This is a genomic window from Allobosea sp. NPDC055353 (genome assembly GCF_053644975.1).
This window is the reverse complement of sequence record NZ_JBSHMC010000001.1, coordinates 2,465,039-2,486,826: the sequence shown is the minus strand read 5'-3', so window position 1 is coordinate 2,486,826 and position 21,788 is coordinate 2,465,039. Positions and strand designations below refer to the sequence as shown.

Annotated in this window: 22 protein-coding genes and 1 pseudogene; 16 read left to right on the top strand and 7 right to left on the bottom strand. The window is 64.1% G+C overall.

Annotated features, from left to right (window positions below; translation table 11 throughout):
- The first annotated feature begins 644 nt into the window (after positions 1–644).
- On the top strand, positions 645–1,271 hold the full coding sequence (locus tag ACWIEX_RS11450; RefSeq protein WP_454033140.1) for a tyrosine-type recombinase/integrase: 627 nt from the start codon (positions 645–647) through the stop codon (positions 1,269–1,271).
- Between the two features lie 44 nt (positions 1,272–1,315).
- On the opposite strand, the gene ACWIEX_RS11445 is transcribed toward ACWIEX_RS11450, so the two are convergent.
- Positions 1,316–2,317, bottom strand: coding sequence for a helix-turn-helix transcriptional regulator (locus tag ACWIEX_RS11445; RefSeq protein ID WP_454033139.1), 1,002 nt, complete (start codon positions 2,315–2,317; stop codon positions 1,316–1,318).
- A 211-nt stretch (positions 2,318–2,528) separates the two neighbouring features.
- Between ACWIEX_RS11445 and ACWIEX_RS11440 the strand changes: the two genes are divergently transcribed.
- From ACWIEX_RS11440 to ACWIEX_RS11405, 8 genes are all read left to right on the top strand, one after another.
- The gene (locus tag ACWIEX_RS11440; protein ID WP_113586946.1) at positions 2,529–2,891 is read left to right on the top strand and encodes a helix-turn-helix transcriptional regulator; all 363 of its coding nucleotides are present in this window, start codon (positions 2,529–2,531) and stop codon (positions 2,889–2,891) included.
- Between the two features lie 217 nt (positions 2,892–3,108).
- Positions 3,109–4,011, top strand: coding sequence for a hypothetical protein (locus ACWIEX_RS11435; RefSeq protein ID WP_454033138.1), 903 nt, complete (start codon positions 3,109–3,111; stop codon positions 4,009–4,011).
- Positions 4,012–4,082: 71 nt separating this feature from the next.
- Complete coding sequence (locus ACWIEX_RS11430) at positions 4,083–5,513, top strand: DUF1254 domain-containing protein (RefSeq protein ID WP_113586944.1); 1,431 nt, start codon at positions 4,083–4,085, stop codon at positions 5,511–5,513.
- A gap of 104 nt (positions 5,514–5,617) precedes the next feature.
- Positions 5,618–5,941 carry an HdeA/HdeB family chaperone gene (locus ACWIEX_RS11425; RefSeq protein WP_454033137.1) on the top strand — a complete coding sequence of 108 codons (324 nt, stop codon included), beginning with the start codon at positions 5,618–5,620 and terminating at the stop codon, positions 5,939–5,941.
- Between the two features lie 37 nt (positions 5,942–5,978).
- Entirely contained in the window at positions 5,979–6,251 is a 273-nt protein-coding gene (locus ACWIEX_RS11420; RefSeq protein WP_454033136.1) for a hypothetical protein, read from the top strand.
- 110 nt (positions 6,252–6,361) lie between these two features.
- Complete coding sequence (locus ACWIEX_RS11415) at positions 6,362–6,580, top strand: hypothetical protein (protein ID WP_113586943.1); 219 nt, start codon at positions 6,362–6,364, stop codon at positions 6,578–6,580.
- Between the two features lie 54 nt (positions 6,581–6,634).
- Positions 6,635–7,150 carry a hypothetical protein gene (locus ACWIEX_RS11410; protein WP_113586942.1) on the top strand — a complete coding sequence of 172 codons (516 nt, stop codon included), beginning with the start codon at positions 6,635–6,637 and terminating at the stop codon, positions 7,148–7,150.
- Positions 7,151–7,313: 163 nt separating this feature from the next.
- Positions 7,314–7,940 (top strand): tyrosine-type recombinase/integrase, encoded by a 627-nt coding sequence (locus ACWIEX_RS11405; protein WP_454033135.1) that lies wholly within the window; start codon positions 7,314–7,316, stop codon positions 7,938–7,940.
- A gap of 211 nt (positions 7,941–8,151) precedes the next feature.
- Here ACWIEX_RS11405 and ACWIEX_RS11400 read toward each other — a convergent pair whose 3' ends face one another.
- The 3 genes and pseudogenes from ACWIEX_RS11400 to ACWIEX_RS11390 form a co-directional block, all read right to left on the bottom strand.
- On the bottom strand, positions 8,152–10,884 hold the full coding sequence (locus ACWIEX_RS11400; protein WP_454033134.1) for an EAL domain-containing protein: 2,733 nt from the start codon (positions 10,882–10,884) through the stop codon (positions 8,152–8,154).
- Between the two features lie 31 nt (positions 10,885–10,915).
- Positions 10,916–12,049, bottom strand: a complete 1,134-nt coding sequence (locus ACWIEX_RS11395) for a hypothetical protein (protein ID WP_454033497.1) — start codon at positions 12,047–12,049, stop codon at positions 10,916–10,918.
- 54 nt (positions 12,050–12,103) lie between these two features.
- A pseudogene (locus ACWIEX_RS11390) lies at positions 12,104–12,358 on the bottom strand (FecR domain-containing protein); the annotation flags it as partial.
- Positions 12,359–12,749: 391 nt separating this feature from the next.
- On the opposite strand from ACWIEX_RS11390, the gene ACWIEX_RS11385 reads away from it, so the two are divergent.
- Complete coding sequence (locus ACWIEX_RS11385; RefSeq protein WP_454033133.1) at positions 12,750–14,450, top strand: ShlB/FhaC/HecB family hemolysin secretion/activation protein; 1,701 nt, start codon at positions 12,750–12,752, stop codon at positions 14,448–14,450.
- A gap of 335 nt (positions 14,451–14,785) precedes the next feature.
- Positions 14,786–15,451, top strand: coding sequence for a class I SAM-dependent methyltransferase (locus tag ACWIEX_RS11380; protein WP_454033132.1), 666 nt, complete (start codon positions 14,786–14,788; stop codon positions 15,449–15,451).
- Here the strand turns inward: ACWIEX_RS11380 and ACWIEX_RS11375 are convergent.
- The 3 genes from ACWIEX_RS11375 to ACWIEX_RS11365 all read right to left on the bottom strand — a co-directional run bounded on the left by ACWIEX_RS11375 (position 15,442) and on the right by ACWIEX_RS11365 (position 16,192).
- Entirely contained in the window at positions 15,442–15,732 is a 291-nt protein-coding gene (locus ACWIEX_RS11375) for a hypothetical protein (RefSeq protein WP_454033131.1), read from the bottom strand. The two genes, ACWIEX_RS11380 and ACWIEX_RS11375, sit on opposite strands and share 10 nt — an antisense overlap.
- A 93-nt stretch (positions 15,733–15,825) precedes the next feature.
- Positions 15,826–16,011, bottom strand: a complete 186-nt coding sequence (locus tag ACWIEX_RS11370; protein ID WP_454033130.1) for a hypothetical protein — start codon at positions 16,009–16,011, stop codon at positions 15,826–15,828.
- Between the two features lie 40 nt (positions 16,012–16,051).
- Positions 16,052–16,192 carry a hypothetical protein gene (locus tag ACWIEX_RS11365; RefSeq protein WP_454033129.1) on the bottom strand — a complete coding sequence of 47 codons (141 nt, stop codon included), beginning with the start codon at positions 16,190–16,192 and terminating at the stop codon, positions 16,052–16,054.
- A gap of 230 nt (positions 16,193–16,422) precedes the next feature.
- On the opposite strand from ACWIEX_RS11365, the gene ACWIEX_RS11360 reads away from it, so the two are divergent.
- From ACWIEX_RS11360 to ACWIEX_RS11340, 5 genes are all read left to right on the top strand, one after another.
- Positions 16,423–17,892, top strand: a complete 1,470-nt coding sequence (locus ACWIEX_RS11360) for an ABC transporter substrate-binding protein (RefSeq protein ID WP_454033128.1) — start codon at positions 16,423–16,425, stop codon at positions 17,890–17,892.
- 2 nt (positions 17,893–17,894) lie between these two features.
- On the top strand, positions 17,895–18,830 hold the full coding sequence (locus ACWIEX_RS11355) for an ABC transporter permease (protein WP_454033127.1): 936 nt from the start codon (positions 17,895–17,897) through the stop codon (positions 18,828–18,830).
- Positions 18,827–19,654 (top strand): ABC transporter permease, encoded by an 828-nt coding sequence (locus ACWIEX_RS11350; RefSeq protein WP_454033126.1) that lies wholly within the window; start codon positions 18,827–18,829, stop codon positions 19,652–19,654. Before ACWIEX_RS11355 ends, ACWIEX_RS11350 begins: the two co-directional genes overlap by 4 nt.
- A gap of 8 nt (positions 19,655–19,662) precedes the next feature.
- A complete protein-coding gene (locus tag ACWIEX_RS11345) occupies positions 19,663–21,072 on the top strand; it encodes an ABC transporter ATP-binding protein (RefSeq protein WP_454033125.1) in 1,410 nt (469 codons plus the stop codon).
- Positions 21,073–21,134: 62 nt separating this feature from the next.
- Positions 21,135–21,641: a GNAT family N-acetyltransferase gene (locus tag ACWIEX_RS11340; RefSeq protein ID WP_454033124.1), complete on the top strand. Its 507-nt coding sequence runs from the start codon at positions 21,135–21,137 to the stop codon at positions 21,639–21,641.
- The last annotated feature ends 147 nt before the right edge of the window (positions 21,642–21,788 follow it).

The window sequence follows — 21,788 nt, the reverse complement described above, 5'->3', positions numbered from 1 at the left end:
CTGGAGAGATTATCATCGCATTTAACGTAGAGTGCCTTCCGAAATAGGATAAGAGCTGCGCTGCTCGAGAGCCGCTTATATGCCGTGATGAAATTCGACGTGTCGGAGCGGTTGATATGCCGGATTCTGGGGCAGCATCGATCTAAGCAACGCAAGGTTCTGAAGGGCCGCACTTCCCTACGGATGCCTGCTTCATCTCGAGAGTGACCTGAGACTCTATTTGGGAGCAGGGCATACCCTCGAGCAATCTCAGGCCGAGTATCGCAACACTCTGACGCCCTGCGAGATGCGCGACGTCGAGCGGGCTTGCGATCTCTGCGGGAGCACGTTTCTCAGCATCCATCCCTGGACCTACCCCTCGCCGCTGGTTAGCGGCGAGGGGCTTTTTGGGTGAGGCACGTTTCCGATCACATAGAGGCGCACTTTAGGTGAACTCGGCCATCTTTCGGGAGCAACTTCAATTACCGATTGGATCGGCTGACAGAGGTCCTTCAGCTGCCTGTCAGTCATCCCGGCCCCGACAGCGGTCCAAGCTCAATCAAGATCTGCTTACTGGCAAAGACCCAATGTCCGGATCTGGCGCCAGGCGAACGACAGCTGCGCTATAAGTGTCTCGGATGCGGCATCCCGATGGAGGATGCGTCATGCTTGTCGAAGCTCAGCAAACCCATCAGCGTCCGGCCTGGAATACCGGCCGCATCATAGGTCCGAAGCCGCCACTCAAGCCCCGTCATATCTGGGCGATCAGGACACGGCTGCAGCATGAACGTCGTGTGCGTGATCTGGCGATGTTCAATCTCGCGATCGACAGCAAGCTGCGTGGCTGCGATCTCGTCAGGCTTCGTGTGGCCGACGTTGTACTCGGCGGAACCGTGAGGCTGAGGACGTCGATCATCCAGCAGAAGACCGGCAGACCGGTACCTTTCGAGCTGACGGATCCGACCAGAGAGGCGCTGACGGCTTGGCTCAGAAAGCGACCAGCAGGAGGCCACGATTGGCTTTTCCCGAGCCGCAGCCGACCCGGCGATCACGTAACGACCCGGCAATACGGCCGCCTGCTCGACGGCTGGTTGGCCCTGATCGGCCTCGATCCCGCGCTCTATGGGACGCACAGCCTCCGGCGAACGAAAGTGGCCTTGATCTATAAGCGAACCGGCAATCTTCGCGCCTGCCAGCTCCTGCTCGGGCATTCCAAACTGGAAAGCACCGTCCGCTACCTTGGCATCGAAGTCGATGATGCTCTGATCTTGTCCGAGCAAACGGACCTCTGAAGCCGTCGGCGCTTTGGGCATCCCGCCAATCGAGGCTGCGATGCTTATCGCAGCCTCGATTGGCTCCGATACTCTCGCGGCGTGATGCCCGAGATCCGGCGGAAGGCGCGGGTAAAATGTGCCGGGTCCGCGTAGCCGGAGGACAACGCGATCTCGATGATCTTGTCATCGCTGTCGCGCAGCAGTCGGGCGGCGTTCTCAAATCGGGCCGCCCCGAGCAGATCGGAATACGACAGGCCGGCGCCCGACAGCTTGCGCTGAAGCGTCCTGACACTGACGCAGGCCATTTCCGCGACCTCGGCTACGGTCGGCGCCTTCTCATCCAGATAGGACGGCAACATCAATCGGAGCGCGCCGATGATGTCGTTGGCGGACGGTCCCGTCTCGTCGTCCACGGGCGAAGCAGGCAGCTCATTTGCGAGACTGGGAAGGCTGAGGAGCGAGACAGGCACATCGATCCAGGATGCGGCCTGATCCGACAGGAAGCGCGTGTCCGGCCAGGAGGACTGGGTCTGCGCGCTGGGAGTGTACCGGGCCTCGAAAGCTATCGTCGCCGGCACCCAGTTCGGCCCGGCGAATTGCCGGACGATGTGGATGGGAAAAATGTTCTGCAGCCATTGCGAATGTTGGAGAAGTGCGATGCCGGAGGTGCCGAGGAGCCGGCTGCATATATTCACGTGGTCATCGCAGCGTTCGAGCCACATATGCAGGACATTGTCTTCAAGGCTTGCCCATTTGCAGACCTGCTGAAGCGCGGTGAGCAGCGTCGGCGAATAGCCGATCACCGTCCTTAGTTTTTCGCTGAGGTGGCAATATTGCAGCCGCTGCGATGCCTGGAAGCCGAGATCGACGATCCCCTGCGTTCTCTGAACAGCTTCTGCGAAATCCACGGCACGCAGAAGCGGCACGAAGTGGTCCGCCTTCTCCTCGACGGATGTCGGAAGCCCGAATTTCGCCAACAGCGGCGCAGTGGAGGCGCCGACCTCGTCATGGATGACGGTGAAGGGAACCAGGAATTGGCAACGGGTCAAAGGAATTGCAGTCATAATATGCGCCCCCCGGCAGTGAAGTTAAATCGTTGTTCGGACGTGCTCCTCCTCTGACTTGTCGTCACGCAAGCCAGTCGCCCGCCGCCTCAAAAGATCGTTGCTCAAGCCATCTTTGGCGTCAGATGGCCAGACGGCCAAAAATTTCGGTCGTTGAATAACGGCGCTGTCCGGCCGGGACGCGAAGCTCCACATCTTTCACGACGTGGCTATGAAGCTCGTCCATATGCCCTCCCGACATCAGGTGCGAGCAGCTGTCGCTGCGTCGCTGCAGCATAATGGCGCCCCTCTTCGAGCGACCGCAAGTCATCTGGGAGTGAGTGCGCGCTCGCTCCAGCGTCACCTTGCGATGATGGGTACGAGCTACAGCGAAATTGTCGCTGCGATACGCCTCGAAATGGCGTGCCGCCTGCTCACCGAAACCAACGAGCACATTTCGCGCATAGCGTTAAGCCTTGGTTATGCCGGCGCCAGCAGCTTCAGCCGCACCTTCATGCGCCGGATGAAGGTCCAGCCCGGAATCTATCGCAAGCTGCACGGGAACCGCCGGACCATTGCCAAAGTCCGAGCGTGATCCCACCGGCCCGCATTGGCGCGAAATGGCAAGACATGTCCGACAATTTGGCGCGCAATGGTCAGGGCAAGACGAGCCATGGTTGCAGCGCCGCATTGTGTGCTGCAGTCGGGCTGGCCCAGGGGGGATGATGCGGCGCGCGGGATCAGGGGCATCGAGGCGAATTCGGACAGCTCGCGCTCTCGCGGCGCCGGCTCGCCGGGCGGCGGAGAAGACGGTGGGCAAGCGCGGATTGCGCAGCGCCCTCGCTGTCGCCGCCCTGTGCATCGGCACGGCCTCTCTCGCGGCCGACCTGCCGCCACGAGCGACAGCACCGCTGCCGCCGCAGGTTCCGGCCTGGACCTATATCGCCATGCCCTATGCGTGGCTGCCTTCGATCAACGGCACGACGACGGTCAGGGGCCGCTCCAGCAAGATCGCCGCCCCGCTCGGCGAGATCCTGGATCGCCCGATCCCGGAGGAGCTCTTCGGCCTGATGGGCGCCTTCGAGGCGCGCAACGGGCGCTTCGGCATCATGACCGACCTTACCTACATGAAGCTCGGCGTCTCCGACAGCGGCGCCCGCGCCCGCAGCGTCCATCCCGACATCGCAGGGACCCTGGCGGCCGCCGTCTCGGTCCAGTTCAAGATGTTCATCGCCGAGGCGGCGCTCGCCTATGAGCTGGTCCGCTGGGACGGCGCGACGCCCGGAACCGGGACCTCGATCGATCTCTATGGCGGCGGCCGCTTCTGGTGGCAGAACGCCGAAGCCAGCCTGGCACTGACCGCGGGCCTGTCGATCGCGGACCTGACATTGCACCGCGGCCGCGCCCTCGCCGCATCCGGCGACGTCACCTGGCTCGACCCGCTGGTCGGCTTGCGCCTGCGCCATCATTTTTCGCCGGCGACCGAGCTCGTGCTGCGCGCCGACATCGGCGGCTTCGGCGCCGGCAGCGATCTGACCTGGCAGGCCATGGGCTATCTCAACTGGGAATTCGCCCGGACCGCGAGCGCCGCCTGGAGCGGCATGGTCGGCTACCGGGCGCTCGATGTCGACTTCTCCAAAGGCCGCGGCAGATCGCACTACGAGTACGACATGCTGACGCACGGGCCGGTCCTGGGCCTGACGGCGCGCTTCTGATCCGCGTGGCGGCGCGGAAGCACGTCTTCAGATCGGTATTTTACTGTCGACAACATTGAGGAGGCTGACACATGAAGATCACCCGTCGCTCCGCCGCATTGGGCGGCATGAGCCTGCTCGCCAGCACGGCGATGAGCAAGGCGGCGCTCGCCGAGCAGGGGGCATTTCTCGGCCTCGGCGAAGGTCTCGAGGAGTTCTGGCTCGCGACCGACGCCTACATCTTCGGCTATCCGCTGGTGACGATGGAGATGACCCGTCGGATCATGACCAATGTCGCCGAGCCCGTCGGCACCCGGGCGCCGATGGGCCAGATCATCAAGCTGCGCAACTATCCCGACGCCTCGTTCAAGGACGTCACGGCGCCGAACGCCGACACGCTCTACACGACCGCCTTCTTCGATGTCGGCAAGGAGCCCTGGGTGCTGAGCGTCCCGGATATGAAGGATCGCTATTTCCTGCTGCCGATGCTCGACGGCTGGACCACGGTGTTCCAGGTTCCGGGCAAGCGTACCACCGGCACCGGCGCGCAGACCTATGCGATCACCGGCCCCGGCTGGAAGGGCACGCTGCCGGAGGGCGTGAAGGAATATAAATCGTCGACCAACATCGTCTGGCTGCTCGGCCGCATCTACTGCACCGGCACGCCGGAGGACTATGCCGCCGTGCACAAGCTGCAGGACGAGTTCAAGCTCGTGCCGCTGAGCGCCTATGGCAAGCCCTACACACCGCCGGCCGGCAAGGTCGACCCGGCGATCGACATGAAGACGGCGGTCCGCGATCAGGTCAACCGCATGGACGCGGTGTCCTATTTCACCTTGCTCTGCGAGCTGATGAAGACGAACCCGCCTTCCGAAGCGGACGCCGCTCAGCTCGCGAGATTTGCCAGCATCGGCATCGTCCCCGGCCAGTCGTTCGACGTGAGCAAGCTCAAGGCGGATTTCGCCAAGCGCATTCCGGACATCGCCTTCGACAGAATCATGCTCCAGTTCAAGATCAACAAGGCGATCACGCAGCAGAACGGCTGGGCGTTCACGACGAAGACCGGCATCTACGGCACTGACTACCTGATGCGGGCGCTGATCACGGCGATCGGGCTCGGCGCCAACCGCCCGCAGGATGCGGTGTACCCGACCTCGAAGGCGGATGCCGAGGGGCACAAATACAATGGAGCGAACAAGTACGTCATGCGCTTCCCCAAGGGGCACCTGCCGCCGGCCGAGGGGTTCTGGTCGCTGACGATGTATGACGACAAGTACTTCTTCGTGAACAATCCGCTGAACCGATACTCCATCAGCGCGAGGCAAAACCTGCAGACCAATCCGGACGGCTCGACGGACCTTTACATCCAGAAGGATTCGCCCGGAAAGGACAAGGAGTCGAACTGGCTTCCCGCGCCTGCCGGCGATTTCATCCTGATGCTGCGGATGTATTGGCCGAATGAAACGGATCCGTCGATCATCAACGGCAGCTGGACGATTCCCGCGGCCCGGAAGGTCGGCTGAGAGCCCACGTCGAGACCTGCGCGGAAGCGTTTCGCGCGGCCATGATGCTCAATGTCCAAGAGGGGAACGAGATGATCCACAAAACTCTAATTGCATCGACGCTCATGGCTGCATTGATCCAACCCTTGAGCGCCCAGACACCCCTGAGCGCTTACGCGGATGCCAAAGGCTATATCGACGTCCAGAAATTGACCTGCGCCCAGCTCGCGGGAACCTTCCAGGAAGACGCCGATATGCTCACCGCTTGGTATAGCGGCTGGTACAACGGTCTCGCCAAGAAGCATCTCCTCGAGGTCAAGAGAGCGAAGGAGGCCGAGCACGAGGTCATCCAGTACTGCAAGGCCAATTCCGACAAGAAGGTCATCGAGGCGATTGCCGTGGTGTTCAAGGACATGCGTGCGAAGCTCGGGATCAAGATGAAGCCCTAGGTTCGGTCCGCAGGATTCGTAGTCTTGGAGTAGGCGCATGACGGTGGCCGACACCAAGCCCGCACCATCCCTCGAGACGACCTATGCGGAAAACAGGCCGGCCGGTCCCCTGAATGTGGCGGTCAAGGTCAATGGGGCTGTTGTCGCCAGCGGCGTGGTGCCGGTGTCGGCGCCGCTCCTCTTCACCGCGAATGACTGCCTCGACATCGGCACCGATCTCGGCTCGCCGGTATCGCTCGACTATTTCGACAAGGCGCCCTTCGCCTTCAACGGCAAGATCGCCGAGGTGAAGGTCAAATACCTGCAGTAGCCCGCGACGGCAGAGCCCGGCCGGTGGCCGGGCCCGCCGATCGAGGGCAATTCATCACTTTGAGCGGATGCAATTGCGGCTCTCTCATCGTCTGCAACAGGAGAAAAAACATGAAAGCTCTGATCTTGGCTTCCGGCATGATCGGATTGGCGTTGATCACCATTCCGGTCGAAGCGAACGCCGTCGTTTGTGCGCGTGGCGTGGTGAGAGCGGGATGCGCCGGCCCGAATGGCGCAGTGGTCGCGCGCCGTCCCGTCCCCAGAGCGGTCGTCGTCCGGCCGGTGCCCGTGCGCTGCGCGATCGTCAACGGCCGACGGGTCTGCCGCTGACCGGGTTGTGCGAGGGCTGTCCAGGAACGGCCCCGACTTCCGACGAGCAGCTCGATGAAGGATGACCACGATATCCGCTCACCGGAATCGGGGCTTGACCACGACCGATCGCGGTCGACCGTGCCGTATCTTGCACTTCTCGCGCTTCAGTCGATCGCAGCGCTCACGCTCCTGGTTGAAATTCACCGCGCTTTTCGGATCGTGGTCGATGATCTCGGTGTTCTGCATCCGATCCCGCCGGCTGAACTGTTAACGATCGCCTGCGCCGTCATCCTATCCCAAACGGCCTACTGGTATCGCTTCGCGAAGGTCGAAGTGCCCGGCTGGCGCAATGCCGCGTTTGGCCATCTGCTCGGATTTGCAAGCCGCCTCAGCTTCATCTTTGGCGCGGCCATGTTCAGCCTGTTCTTCCTTCGACATGCGCCTGATCTGAGCTCCAACGAAACCGGCGTGGTGGTGCTCTCGCGGGGGACAATCGTGCTCGTGGCGCTCTTCTGCCTCTACTGCTTCACGGTGGAGCTGGAACGCCTCGGCAATTCCTTGCAAAGGCCTAAATCGTCCCAGGACTGATCACCCGGCACGGAGACAAACGCCCGTCAAACCCTGACCGGTCTGCGAGAGCGGCTTTGAGTGTCCGCTTTCGGGCGACCGCTCAACGTCCGCTAGTGGCGCCGAGCACTGATCAGACCTGTTATAGTCGCGTCGGATGCGGCATCCGAAAGAGGATGCGACTATGCAGACCCAACAACACGCGACGGATTCCCGTGCCGCTTGGAACACGGGACGCATCATCGGGCCAAAGCCTCCACTAAAGCCCCGGCATATCTGGGCAATCCGCACCCGCCTTCAACATGATCGGCGTGTACGCGATCTGGCGATGTTCAACCTCGCGATAGATAGCAAATTGCGCGGATGCGACTTGGTTCGGATGCGGATCGGCGACGTCGTGCTCGGTGGCACGGTACGACTGCGATCCACTATCATCCAGCAGAAGACCGGACGGCCTGTGCCATTCGAACTGACTGATCCCACGCGGGAAGCCTTGACAGCCTGGCTCAAGCTTCGATCGAGGAGCGATAACGACTGGGTCTTCCCTAGCAGGAGCAGCCCAGGCGATCATGTCACCACGCGCCAATACGGGCGGCTGCTGGACGACTGGGTCAGTTTGATCGGCCTCGATCCGGCGCTCTATGGCACGCATAGCCTCCGCCGGACCAAGGTCGCTCTGATCTACAAGCGCACAGGGAACCTGCGTGCCTGCCAGTTATTGCTCGGCCATTCGAAGCTTGAGAGCACGGTTCGTTACCTCGGCATCGAAGTCGATGACGCTCTGCTTCTGTCTGAGCAGACGGATCTTTGAAACGTGGCGCGGCTCGCAAGGGCCGCGCCAATTCTGGGATTGTGTAACACGAATAGTCCGCCAGAAGCGCTGTTTCGGCTTTTCGTCTGCGAGCGGACCGAGCTGACTTAAGGCGCGGCGGGTTTGGCGCGCCCGCTCTCGATTGGTGCGCGAAAACTAAGAAGCGTCGCCCGCCGCAGGGGCGACCGCTGCGGGCCATGTTCTACGATTGCTATGCCGCGATGTTGACGGTTGGACCGAAGAACCGCTGCTCGAACTCCGCTGTCGGCATCGGGCGGCCGATGAGATAGCCTTGGCCTTCGTCGCAGCCCTCCGCGGCAAGCAGCTGTGCGACCTCGTCAGTCTCGATGCCTTCGGCGATGACGGACAATCCCAGCGCATGCCCGAGGCTGATCGTCGCGCTCACGATCGCGGCGTCGTCGCTGCCCGGCACGAGCTTGCGCACGAAGGACTGGTCGATCTTAATCGTGTCGAGCGGGAATGCCTTGAGATAGGTCAGGCTGCCGTAACCGGTGCCGAAGTCGTCGAATGCGATCTTGACGCCCAGCTCTCGCAGAGACCCGAGGACGCTCTGCGCGGCGCGCGCGCTTTCGAGGATGATGTCCTCGGTCACTTCGAGTTCGATCAAGTCCGGGCGCAAGGCCAGAGAGCCGAGCAGAGCTTCGACATCAGCCACGAGGTCGCCGACCATGAACTGCGACTGACTCAGGTTGATGCCGACCCGCACGGGTTTGCCGCGCTGTTGCCAGGCGGCAGCCTGCCGGCAGGCTGTCTCCAGCACCCAGGCTGCGACGCCTTCCGACAGCGAGCTGGTGTTGACAACAGGCATAAACTCGCCCGGAGATACGAAGCCGCGCTCCGGATGTCGCCAGCGAATGAGCGCTTCGGCGCCGATGACCTGGCCACTGCGGAAGCAGGTTTGGGGTTGATAGAACAGCTCAAACTCGCCGCGCTGCAGCGCCAGTCTCAGTTCGGCTTCAAGCACCTCGCGCCGTTCGATGGCCGCTCGCATTTCCGGCTCGTATCTCTTCGGTTCCTCTGCGGCCGCGGCTTTGGCTGCCGTCAGGGCGAACTGTCCATTGCCGAGCCAGTTCTCGGCGCCGGCAGACTGCGCCTTGTCGGACCTGCCGATCGATAGGGAGATGCGTCGTGCCCGCTCGCCGAACGAGATGGTTTCATTCCGGAAACCCGAGACGACGGCGGCGACGATCTCGTCCGCCTGCTCGGGCGATGCTGCAAGGATCGCGAACTCGTCACCGGCTAGGCGAGCGATGATCGCGGCGTCGGGAGCGAGGTGCTCAAGCTTGCGAGCAACAGCTGTCGCGATGACATCCGCAGCAGACGCCCCATGCAACTGCGTTATCTGGCGGTAGTGGTCGATCGACAGGAGCAGGATGGTCGCGTGCTCTTTCCCCTCGGTGCTGAACTCGCGGTCCAGCGCCGCCAGAAGCGAGTTGCGGTTGGGAAGACCCGATACCGGATCGCGCTCGGCGAGATAGCGGATCCGCTCCTGCTGACGCTTGCGCTGCGAGATGTCACGCAAAACAGCGCCATGCTGGAAGCCCTCCGGCGTCTCCCAGCCGGAGAGACTGCATTCCAGATCAAACAGCTCCCCGTTCGCCCGACGACCGATCAGCTCGATCAGCACTCCGCCGCCTTTCTGCAGATCGGCCTTTGACATCTCGACGAGCCGAAAGCGTCGGCCATTTGCGCCCTGATCGGTCGAATGGATCAAGGTCTCGAACGGGCGCCCGATGATCTCGTCCGCCTCATAACCGAAGATGCTCTGCGCACCGGCGTTCCAGAGCGTGATCTTGCCTTGATCGTCGGTGCAGACGAGCCCGTCCCTCAGCGACATCGCAATGCGATGGAAGCGCCGCTCGGCGACCATGCGGAGCAGCCCGCGGATATCGATCTCGTCCAGCGCTGCAGCAAGCGCATAGGTCAGGCACGCGGCGATGATGAGGGTCGTGTCGATCGCAATCGGCCAATGCGCCTGGACGAGCCAGGCGCCCGCTTCGGTCGCAATCGCGATCGCGATCGCGCCCGCCGCCAGGCTGCTGACGCTGAAGCGGCGCCAGGCCCATGCAAATGCCGCCGCAAGGACCAGGACGCTGGCCAGCGAAGCGTAGCGCGAGGAAATACCGATGGTCCGACCCTGCTGGATCGACTCAGCGGCCAGCACCTGGATCATCGATCCCGGCATAATCTTGCCGTTCGGTGTCAGAAAACGGTCGCCAAGCTCGGCTGCCGTGCCGGAGATGACAACGCGTTTGCCGCGGATCGCCGCGAGGGCTGCGGGTTCGCTGTTGAGCACGTCGATGACGGATACCGCGGGAATCGTGTTAGCGCGGATGCCGAAATCGATCCGGAAGCTTGGTGTCGCCTCGTCGTGACGGCCAGCCAATAGTGCGCCGACCGATGGGATGAATGCATCATTGATACGCGCACCGAACGGATAGCGTCGGATGACACCGTCGGGATCCGGCAACACGTTGACCAGGCCGGACCAAGAATGCTCGGCGAAGGCGCTAATGGGCCGGTTGACGAAGAGCGATCGACCATCGGCTCTCTGGGCGTGCCGCTGACGGAAAGCCGGCAGGATCGTTGACCCGCCGACTGCCTCCAGTGCCGACGCGAACGCTGTGTCGTCCCGCTCATTCGAGGGCGAGCTGAAATCGACGTCGAACACGACCTCGCCCGCGCCTGCCTTGTCAAGCGAGCGCAGCAGTCGTGCATGGACGCTGCGGGGCCAGGGCCATTGACCGATCGCCTCGATTGAGGGCGGATCGATCTCGATCAGAACGATCTGGCCAGCCGCGGGCCGCGTGAGAAGTCCGAACCGCAGATCGAGCAGGCGCTCCCGCAACCAGTCCTGGCCGCCCGAAAGCACAAGGGCAGCAAGAACGACAGCAACGAGGAAATGGACGCGTAGGCGAGACATTGTCGTCCCCGTTCACCCTGCGAGGCGGCAGCTATTTATTGCTGTTGCCGTTGCCGTTATTGCCGTTGCCGTTTCCGGTGCCGTTCCCGTTCCCGTTCCCGTTCCCGTTCCCGTTGCCGTTGCCGTTTCCGTTTCCGTTTCCGTTTCCGTTTCCGTTGCCGTTGCCGTTTCCGTTGCCGTTGCCGTTGCCGTTCCCGTTTCCGTTGCCGTTTCCGTTCCCGTTCCCGTTTCCGTTGCCGTTGCCGTTGCCGTTGCCGTTCCCGTTCCCGTTCCCGTTTCCGTTTCCGTTGCCGTTGCCGTTTCCGTTCCCGTTCCCGTTTCCGTTGCCGTTTCCGTTCCCGTTCCCGTTCCCGTTTCCGTTGCCATTTCCGTTTCCGTTGCCGTTTCCGTTCCCGTTGCCGTTTCCGTTTCCGTTGCCGTTGCCGTTCCCGTTTCCGTTTCCGTTGCCGTTGCCGTTCCCGTTTCCGTTGCCGTTGCCGTTGCCGTTTCCGTTCCCGTTCCCGTTGCCGTTTCCGCTACCATCGTTGGAACTGCTGTTCCCATTGTTGCCCTGAGCGGTGGCCGTCCCGCGAGAGCCAGCGTTGCCGGAAACCGCGGAGCTGCTACCGCGCAGCTCGACATTGGCCGAGACGGCGGAACCGGAATTGGTTTCGGCGGTCCCCGTGGTCGATCCACGATTGACCACGGCGCTGGGCGCAGACGAGGTTCCGGGGTTCAGCTCGCCCGTGCTCCACACCGTCGCGCGCCGCGCACCCTGGCTATTCGCCGGTGCCTCGCTGCGCGCCATGCCACGCGTCACCTTTGAAATATCGAGTTTGACGTCGCCGATCGGCGCCGAGATCCGGATCGAGCCCTTCGGCCCGCTGACTACGCCAGGCGCGATCGCACGCTCGACCCCGACACCACGGATCGCAGGTGCGGATTGCACCGATCGCGGCGTCTCGCCCGAGGACTGCAGCCTGACGGCACCCGGCGAGGCGCCGAAGCCCTGGCTTGGGACGGTCAGAGGCGCGACACGCGGAGCCTGGGCCGGCCCGGTCTGAACCGGCGCGAGCATGCCGGAACCGGAAAGCTGCAGCCCGACACTCGAGCCGAACGATGCACGAGCGCTCTGTCCGGGCGAGACGAGCGCGAACTGGCCCGAGCGGAAGTCGGAGACCTGCACCTGGCCCCGCAGGACGTCGACCTTGGCTCTGCCGTTCTGCAACGAGACGCGGAACTGCGTGCCCTTCACGACGGCCGCCAGATAAGGCGTCTCGACCTCGAAATGCGGCACGTTGCGCTTTTCGACATCGAGCAGGATCGAGCCGGCCTGCTGAATGATCGTCGTCTGGCCTGTTCGACCCGCCTCGGGAAGGCTGATCGAGGAATTGGCCGCGACCAGGATGCTTTCGGCACCGCGCACAAGAAGCACACGGCCATTGCGACCGGTGCGAACCGTCTCACCCGCTCTGAGAACCGGATTGCCGGACATCGATGCCGGCTGTGCACCGCTCCCGCCGATCCAGGCCTCGCCGGAGACCTTGGCAATGCGCCAGGCACCATCCTGCGAATGCCCCGGCGTCGTCAGGATGAGCGCCAGGACCAGGGCGAGGATATGGGCCAACCAGCGAAAATTGAAACTCAGCATCTCGACGCGCCTTGGACTGTGCGCCCTCGAAGCTTGGCGCGCTGACAGCCTAAAATGGACGTGTGAACAGAGGCTTAGTGACCGAAACTCGAAGGCTTCTAATCCGCGAGAGTTCGTTAACCATCCTCGTTTAATCCTCGTTCACCATGTTTTCTAACGGGTCGAGGATCCTGAGTTGCGCCACCACCGACATGCCGCGCCTCGGCACCAGGGCTGGGCGATTCCCGGTCTCGTCATGGCTGCCACCCTGTGGGGCTCGCCCATCAGGGCCGAGGATCTGTCACTGCGTCCGGCCATGGGCCGAGAAAATGCCGCGCCATCGCAGCGAGATCAGCAGAACCTCGAAGAACGGCAAGCCGGTGTTACACTACCTGCAGGCGGACGCTCTTTGGGAGCGGCGAGCGCCTCGGCGGACACCAAACCGCTCTTCGTGCTGAAGCGTGTCGAGATTTCCGGCGCAACGGCTCTGCCACGTGAGAGCCTGGAAGCTAGCTACGGGCGGTTCGTCGGCCAGAAGGTTTCGCTCGCCGATCTGCAAACCATCACCGAGGCAGTCAGCCAGAACTACCGCGACCAGGGCTTTCACCTGACGCGCGCCATCATCCTGCCGCAGGAACTCGCTGCCGGCGTGCTCCGCATTTCGGTGATCGAAGGCGAGATCACCGAGGTCGTCGTTGCGGGCGACCCGGGCGACACCTTTGGCGTCGCTGCTCTGCTGGCTCCCGTTTCCCAAGAAGCGCCTTCGCGACGCAAAACCCTCGAACGCCAGTTGCTCCTGGTGAATGACAGGCCTGGTGTCCGGGTAGCCGATACGACGCTCGACGAGATCACGCCATCCAGTGGTCGCTTTCGCCTGACGGTCGTGGTCCAGACCTGGCGAGCCTATACGGCCGCGGGTATAGACAATCTCGGCTCTGCCGCGATCGGCCCCTGGCAGGCATCGGCGAATGCCGCCTTGAACTCGCTCGTCCTTCCTGGCGACACCTTGGCGATCTCGGGATCGACCGTGCCGAACTCCAGCCGGGAGATGCGCTACGGCCGCATCAGCTACGATGCGCCGATCGGTGTCGACAGCTTCCGGCTGGGCGCATCGGCCTCGACGAGCCATGTCTGGCCGGGCGATCAGCGTCGCTGGACGCGGACGGCCTCTCAGGCTGACACCTATGAGGTCAGGGCCGCTTACGCGCCGATCCTCTCTCCTAATCATTCGCTGTGGCTGACGGGCGCCCTTGGCCTTGTCGACGCCACCGAGCAGAACGGCTTTGGACCGGTCTATCGAGACCGGATCAGGCTCGCGAGCATCAGCGCGGATTACAAGGCTCATCTGACCGAAGGCAGCTGGAGCTATCTGAGTGCGACCTACAAGCAGGCGCTCGGCTTCGGTGGCGACGCGGCCAATGCCGACGACTGGATCTCACGTCGCGGGGCATCGGATCAGTTCTCGGTATTGAACGGCACGTTCACGCACTATCAGAACCTGATCGACCGGTGGTCAGTGAAGCTTGCGGCGGCCGGACAGATTGCATCCGGCCCGCTTCTGGTCTCGCAGCAATACTATCTCGGCGGCAACTGGTTCGGGCGCGGCCTGCCTGGTGGTTGGATCTCCGGCGACAATGCGCTTGCAGGCTCGGCAGAACTGCGCTTCGACGGAACGCTGAACACCAGCTTCGCCAAGAGCTATCAACTCTACGCCTTCGTCGAAGGCGGCGCGACCGAGACGAAGCTGCAGCCGCGCGATCTCGTTCAGAGCATCGCGTCGGTCGGAGCCGGCGTGCGCGTCTTCGTCAACGATGGGCTACAACTCGGCGTCGGCGTGTCGAAGCCGATCGTCTATCGATCGCCAACGGACCACGACCGCGGCGTGACGTTCCTGTTCTCGCTCTCGCACGCGCTTCGGATCTGCCCGAGCAGCGAAGCCTTTCGCTGCAGAACTTAAGTTTTACGCCTTCGCGGAGTCAGCGGGGCTCAGGTCAGATGTCGTTAGGGCGATAATCTTAGCGGAGACGCGGTGTGCCGGCCCAATCGGGAGGATGAATAGATAGTCCGCTTTCGGGCGCACGATCGACGTCCGCTTATGGCGCAACTCGCCCGGACGAGCGACCGACGTTTTTGGCCCTAGCAGACATCTGGAAGGTCTGCTCCCTGACGGCTTGATAAGGCCGGCGGTCCAGCTACCGGAGTGGCCCATAGCTAACCTGCGAATGTCTGCTCTCAGGTACGCCGTCGGCTACTGCTCTCTCCAATGCAGGCTAGGTTGTGATAAGCTTGGCCATGGACGCCTTCTCCGAGCCCAACGCTGTCGCCCGCTACGCCGAGAACCCGCCGCGCTTAGTGCCTGGGTACTCCGACATGCAGCGCATGGCGATGCTGCTCCTCGCGGAGCGAACCCCGGACGACGGGCAGGTCCTCGTCCTAGGCGCCGGCGGCGGGCTTGAGCTTAAAGTGTTCGCCGAGGCGCAGCCTGGGTGGGGCTTCGTTGGAGTCGATCCCTCCGCGGCGATGCTAGATTTAGCGCGGATGACCCTGGGCGACCTCAAGACCCGCGCCACCCTGCACCATGGATTCATCGAGACCGCACCCGAAGGCCCGTTTGACGCAGCCGCCTGCATTTTGACATTGCATTTCATCGAGCGCGAGGAGCGCCTGCGGACGCTGCGGGAGATCCGGCGTCGCCTGAAGCCGGGCGCCCCGCTGGCCGTTGCCCACTACAGCATCCCCGCCGACGAGATGGACATGTGGATGTCGCGGTTCGCCGCCTTCGCTATCTCGTCAGGGATCGAGCCGTCGCAGGCGCACGCCGCGCGGGCCGGCATCGTCGAGAAGCTGCCGATTCTCTCGCCCGCTGAGGATGAGCGGCTGTTGCTGGATGCCGGGTTCCGAGACGTCAGACTGTTCTACGTCGGCTTCACCTTCCGCGGCTGGGTCGCCTATGCCTGATCGGCGGGCCTGCGCGATGCCTGGGACTGTAGCGAGCGCGGATACCATCCGGTGAACTTCACGGCCCCGAACAGCGCCGCGATGGTAGCCCATACGCCGAGGCGGGGTGGCACGTCAGGCCGGTAGATCCACAGCAGGTCGACTGCGACCAGCACGGCGAAGGCGGCCACCCAAGCAGCCGAGATGACATAGCTAGTCTTGAGAAACGTCGGGCTCGACCAGAGGTCGGGCTCCACGTTCTCGCGGGCGTACTGGAGGGTGAACGGCTTCCCGATCAGCATTGAAATGATCACGATCAGCAGCAGGCCCAGGTCGACCCGCAGCCGAACGTCGATGATCGACCAGGCCGGCTTGAACGCCAGGAACCAGGCCGCCTAGCCGGCGAACAGCATTTCGGTTCCGATCTCCAGTACTTTGGGCGACTTACCATGAAGCATCGTTTCGCGGACCAGCATCGCGATCGAAACCACGGCGCCGGCGAGCAAGCCGTCCAGGGAGCCGAGCGCCCGATCGACCAGCGCGAAAGCCAAGAAGGGCGCGAATGCGAGCAGAATGTTCATTTATGTCGATCCAGCCGAGATCAGCCGGAATAGCGCTGTGTCATGTAGGAGTCGAGCGGCGGGTCTCGACGAGCGGGACCATGGCGACCAGCCCCAGCGGCGTCAGCCCGTAGGACATCAGAAAATCGAGCGACGAGACGCGCGCGATCCGGTCGGGCCGAATCTCGCCCTGGCCCAGCACGAAGGGAAATCCCCATGTGGCCAGGCTAGAGGCCGTGCTGCCGGTCCAGAGCCGGATGAATGAGACGGAACGGAGCCTGGCCTCGTCGAGTCCTTGGGAATCATAATGTGCCTTGCCGCCTGTCAAGCCTTGCATAGTCATCGCTTCAGCGATAAACGCAACATTATAACGTTTCAAGGAGCTGTGTTTTGACGAGGAGATGGGTTGCGACCGCCGTTGCGGTGCTGTCGATGACAGGTCTCGCCACGGCCATGCCGTTGAAGGTCGTCGGCCCCTGGGAGATCGCCGGGATCGATCCGGCGCAGTCCGGCTACGTCTTCAGCCGGATGCAGGTGGCAGAGACGCTTGTCTCCGTCGACGCCGATGGCAAGCTGATCCCGGGTCTGGCGACATCCTGGTCCGCCGGTGAGGACGGTCTGACCTGGCGCTTCCGTCTGCGCGAAGCAGCGCGTTTCCACGACGGGAGCCCTGTCACCGCGGCCATCGTGTCCGAGACCTTGCGCAAGGTCCATGGCGGCGCCGGCGTGTTCAGCCAGGCGCCGGTTGCGAGCGTCGAAGCTGACGGGCAGGACGTGGTTATTCGCCTGTCGAAGCCTTTCGCCGCACTGCCGGCCTATCTCGTCAACTTTACCACCATCATCCTCGCCCCGTCCTCGATCGGATCCTCGGGTAAGGTCGAGCGTATCGTGGGCTCCGGGCCTTATCGCGTGAAGAGTCTGACGCCGCCGCTCAACATGCAGCTCGAAGCGGCTACGGAATGGACGGGCGCGAAGCCTGGTATCGATGAGGTGAGCTATCAGGCGGTCGGCCAGGGCGAGACCCGGGCTCTCATGGCCGAAAGCGGCGAGGCCGATCTCGTCTTCTCGATGCTGCCGGTCTCGGTGGAGCGGCTAAAGCGCAATCCGAATCTCGACGTTCGCGTCGCCACGATCCCTCGTACGAGGCTGCTCAAGGTCAACGCCGCGTCGTCTCTGTTCGGCGATGTGCGCGTGCGGCGCGCGATCAGCGCGGCACTCGACCGCGAAGGCATCACGAGAGTCATCCTCCGAAACGCCGATCTCGCTGCGACACAGCTCTTCCCCAAGGCGCTGGCGGGCTGGAACAACGCTGAACTGCCGCCGCTGAAGCGCGACCTGGCCGCCGCGAAGGCGCTGCTGGCCGAGGCCGGCTGGACGCCTGGCGCGGACGGCATCCTGCAGAAGGACGGCAAGCCCTTCTCCTTCACGCTGCTGACCTATGCGAGCTGGCCGGAGCTGCCGCCGATCGCTACGGCAATTCAGGCGCAATTGAAGCAGGTCGGCATCGACGCCAAGGTCTCGGTCGGCAACAGCTCCGAGATCCCGGCCCGCCATAAGGACGGCACCCTTGAAATGGGCCTAGTGTCCCGGCTCTATTCCCTTGTGCCCGATGCCATCGGCACGTTGCGCGACGATTACAAATCCGGCGGCAGCGATTGGGGCGCGACCGGCTGGGCCAATGACGAGCTCAATGCCCTCGTCGAGAAGATGGCGCAGATCAGTGAGCCCGCCGCGCGCGCGTCGATGCAGAAGCGGGCGATCGCGATCCTCCAGAGCGAGCTGCCGAGCATTCCGGTGACCTGGTCGGAGCTCGCCGTTGTCGCCAGCAAGCGCGTCACCGGCCTGCGGATCGACCCGCTCAAGGTGAATTACGGGCTCGCTTCCATCCGCTGGGCGCAGTGAGGATGAAGCGTCTCGTTCTTGCCCGGCTGCTCCAGGCCGGGCTGGTGGTGCTGGTCGTGGGGATCCTCTGCTTCGTGCTCGTGCGCGCGCTGCCGGGGGACCCTGCGATGCGGATCGCGGCTGGCCGCTACGGGCCGGACGCCAATATCACGGGGGCCGCCGAGGCGGTCCGTCGCGAGCTTGGCCTCGATCAACCCCTGCTGGTCCAGCTCGGCACGTCGATGGGGCAATTGGCGCGGCTCGATCTCGGCCACTCCGTCGTCACCGGGGTGCCCATCACCAAGGAATTGCGCATCCAGCTCGGCGCGACGCTCTGGCTGTCGGGATCGGCGCTCGTGCTGTCGCTGCTGCTCGGACCGCCGCTCGGGCTGCTGGCCGGACTGCGGCGCGGCGGCTGGGTCGACAACGCATCGCTGGCGGGGGCGATCGTGCTGCGCTCGCTGCCGCCTTTCGTGCTCGGGCTGCTGCTGATCCTCGTCTTCGCCATGCTGCTCGGCCTGTTTCCGCCGGCAGGCTACGGCACCTGGCGCGATCAGGCGCTGCCGGCGCTGACGCTCGGGCTCGGGCTTGCCGCCGTCTCGAGCCGCGTCGCGCGCGATGCCGTCGCGGCCGTGGTGCGCACGCCTTATCTCGCCTTCGCGCGGTTGAAAGGCCTGCCTGAACCGGTGGTCGTGCGCCGGCATGTGTTGCGCAATGCCGCCATCCCCGTCGTCTCCTATCTCGCTTTGCAGGCGATCTATCTCATCGAGGGTGTCGTCGTCGTCGAGACGCTGTTCGGAATCCCCGGCATCGGCCATGCGCTGGTCCATGCGGTGATCGCCCGCGACGTTCCGATGGTGCAGGGCACGGCGCTCGCCATGGGCCTGCTCTTCGTCGTCATTGCGATGGCGGTAGATCTCGCCTGCCACTGGCTCGATCCAAGGCCGAAACGCACATGAATATCGCCGACGCCACCCTCGTTCCCATCACGCAGCGCGCCTGGCTGACGCCTTCGCGCAGGGCCGGGCTCGTGCTGCTCGGCGTACTGGCCGCGTTCGCGCTGCTGGGGCCGCTGCTCGTCTCGGTCGACCCGACCGAACAGGATTTCGCGGCCAGCCTCGCTCCGCCCGGCTCCGACTATGCGCTGGGCGCCGATCATTATGGGCGCAGTATGCTCGCCCGTCTCGCCTACGGGGCCAGGCTGTCCTTCGGCATGGCCCTGCTCACCGTCGCCACGGCCGCGGTGCCGGGAGTCTTGCTCGGCCTCCTCTCCGCCTGGCACGGCGGCTGGCTCGAACGCAGCCTCGACCTCGTGTCGACCGTGCTGCTCGCTCTGCCGGGCCTGCTGCTGGTGCTCATCCTCCTGGCGTTCGCGCCGGGCACCTTCGGACCGCTCTATCTCGGCCTCGCGCTCACGCTTTGGATCGAGTTCTATCGCGTCACCCGCGTCACGGCGGCGGGCGCCCTGAAGCAGCCGCATGTCGAGGCGACGCGACTTCTGGGCTTCGGCACGGGGTACATCCTGCGCAGCCTGGTGCTGCCCGAGATCGCCCCGATCCTGATCACCCTGTCGGCTTTCGCCATGTCGACCGCGATCATTGCGATCTCGACCCTGCGCGCGATCAGCGTCGGCCTGCGCCCACCGACGCCGGAGCTCGGCGCGATGATCGTGGAGCTCCTGCCCTATTACGCAGAGGCTCCGCTGCATGTGCTGATGCCGGGCATAGCGATCTTCCTGCTGGTGCTCGGCCTCCAGCTTGCGACGCGGAGCGATGTCCGATGAACGCGCCCGTGCGATTCCAATCCCTGACGGTCTCCGCCCTCGCCATCTCGGCGGGCGAGACGACGATCGTGCGCGACGTCGCCTTCACGCTGGCGCAGGGGCGGCCGGTCACGCTGCTGGGCGCCAGCGGCTCCGGAAAATCCCTCGTCGCCCACGCCATCATGGGCGGTCTCCCGGCCGGTCTCTCGGCAAAGGGCGTGATCACCCTGGACGGGGAGGATCTTCTCGCCGGCACGCCCGCGCAGATTCGCGCCCGCTGGGGCCGAACGATCGCGATCCTGCCGCAGGAGCCCTGGCTCGCGCTCGACCCGACCATGCGCATCGCCGGGCAGGTCGGCGAGGTCCACCGATACCTGCACGGCCTCGGATCAACGGACGCGGCAACGCGGATGCGTTCCGACCTCGCCGAGGTCGGGCTGGGCGATCGCACCCAGGCCTATCCGCACGAGCTCTCGGGCGGCATGTGCCAGCGCGCCGCCATCGCGGTCACCCACGCCGCGGGCGCCTCTCTCCTGATCGCCGACGAACCGACCAAGGGGCTCGACGCGGCGCTGCGCGACAGCGTCGTCGAAAGGCTGCGCCGCGAGGTGGCGCAGGGCCGCCTACTGCTGACCATCACGCATGACATCGCGGTTGCGGCCGCGCTCGGCGGCATGGTGGGGGTCATGCATGACGGCGCGCTCGTCGAGTTCGGCCCTGCGGAGCAGGTTCTGGAAGCGCCGCGCCACGACTACGCTCGTGCCCTAGTCGCGGCCGATCCTGCGAAGTGGCCGATGTCCCAGTTGTCCCCGGCCGGCGAGCCCGTGGTCTCGGCGCGAGCGCTATCGAAGCGTTTCGGCGAGCGGACCCTGTTCGACGGGTTGGATGTCTCGGTTAGACGTGGCGAGATCGTCGCGATCGTCGGCCCGAGCGGCTGTGGCAAGACCACGGTCGGCAACATCCTGCTCGGCCTCGTCGCACCCGACAGGGGCGTGGTCGAACGCAAGGCCGGCTTGGCGCCGACCCGCTTCCAGAAACTCTACCAAGACCCGCCGGCCGCTTTTGCGCCGCACCAGACGCTGCGACAAAGCCTCGGCGATCTGTTAAGGCTTCACGGGCTCGCCTGGACGCAGGCCGAGGCCAGCATGGATCGCTTCAGACTGGGGCGGGAGCTGCTCGATCGTCGCCCTAGCGAGGTATCGGGCGGCGAGTTGCAGCGCTTCGCAATACTGCGTGCGCTGCTGCTCGAGCCCGTCTTCCTCTTTGCCGATGAGGCGACCTCGCGTCTCGATCCTGTCAGCCAGAAGGCTGGCTTCACGATCCTGATCGAGGCCGTCCGCGAGCGCGGGCTGGGCCTTCTGATGGTGACGCACGAAGCGACGCTGGCAGAAAGGCTCGCACAGCGCATCCTGACGCTCGGCTCACCCGAGACCGCCTGACATCAGACTCGCTGACATCTGGAAACCCTGACATCGCGCTAAGGCAGGAACGGGCGATCGCCATGAAGAGCAGCGACATTTCCATCAGAGCCGCACGAGACAGCGACCTGCCGGCGCTGGTCGCGCTTGCCAATCATTACATCGCCCATACCCACGCGATGTTCACGACCGAGTTGCAGACCGTCGAGGGGCGAAAAGCTTGGTTCGAGGCCTACGGCGCCGGGCGCTATCGCCTCCTTGTCGCCGAGGACGCGGCGGGGCTCGTCGGCTGCGCCTATAGCAGCCGGTATCGGCCGACGCCCGCCTTCGACACCACAGTCGAAACCAGCATCTACCTGCAGCCTGATCGCCGCGGAGCCGGCCTGGGCACAAGGCTCTATGCCGCGCTCTTCGACCTCCTCCGAACGGAAGAGGTTCATCTGGCGGTCGCCGGCGTCGCGCAACCCAATGCGGCGTCCAATGCCCTTCATCTCAAATGCGGCTTCGAGGAGGTCGGCACCTTCCGGGACTATGCCCGCAAGAGGGACCTCTGGATCAGCTCGACCTGGTTTCAGAAGCTGATCGCGTGAGCGGGCCAACGATGACCGCGCCGCGATATACGGGTGGATAGGAGCCGCGCCGGAGCGTAACAAAAATCCCGCTAGCTCCCTCATGGAGCCGTATAGCTCGCTTGGGGCTGAACGGCCGCTATTTGGCAAATCACCAATGTCTGAAAG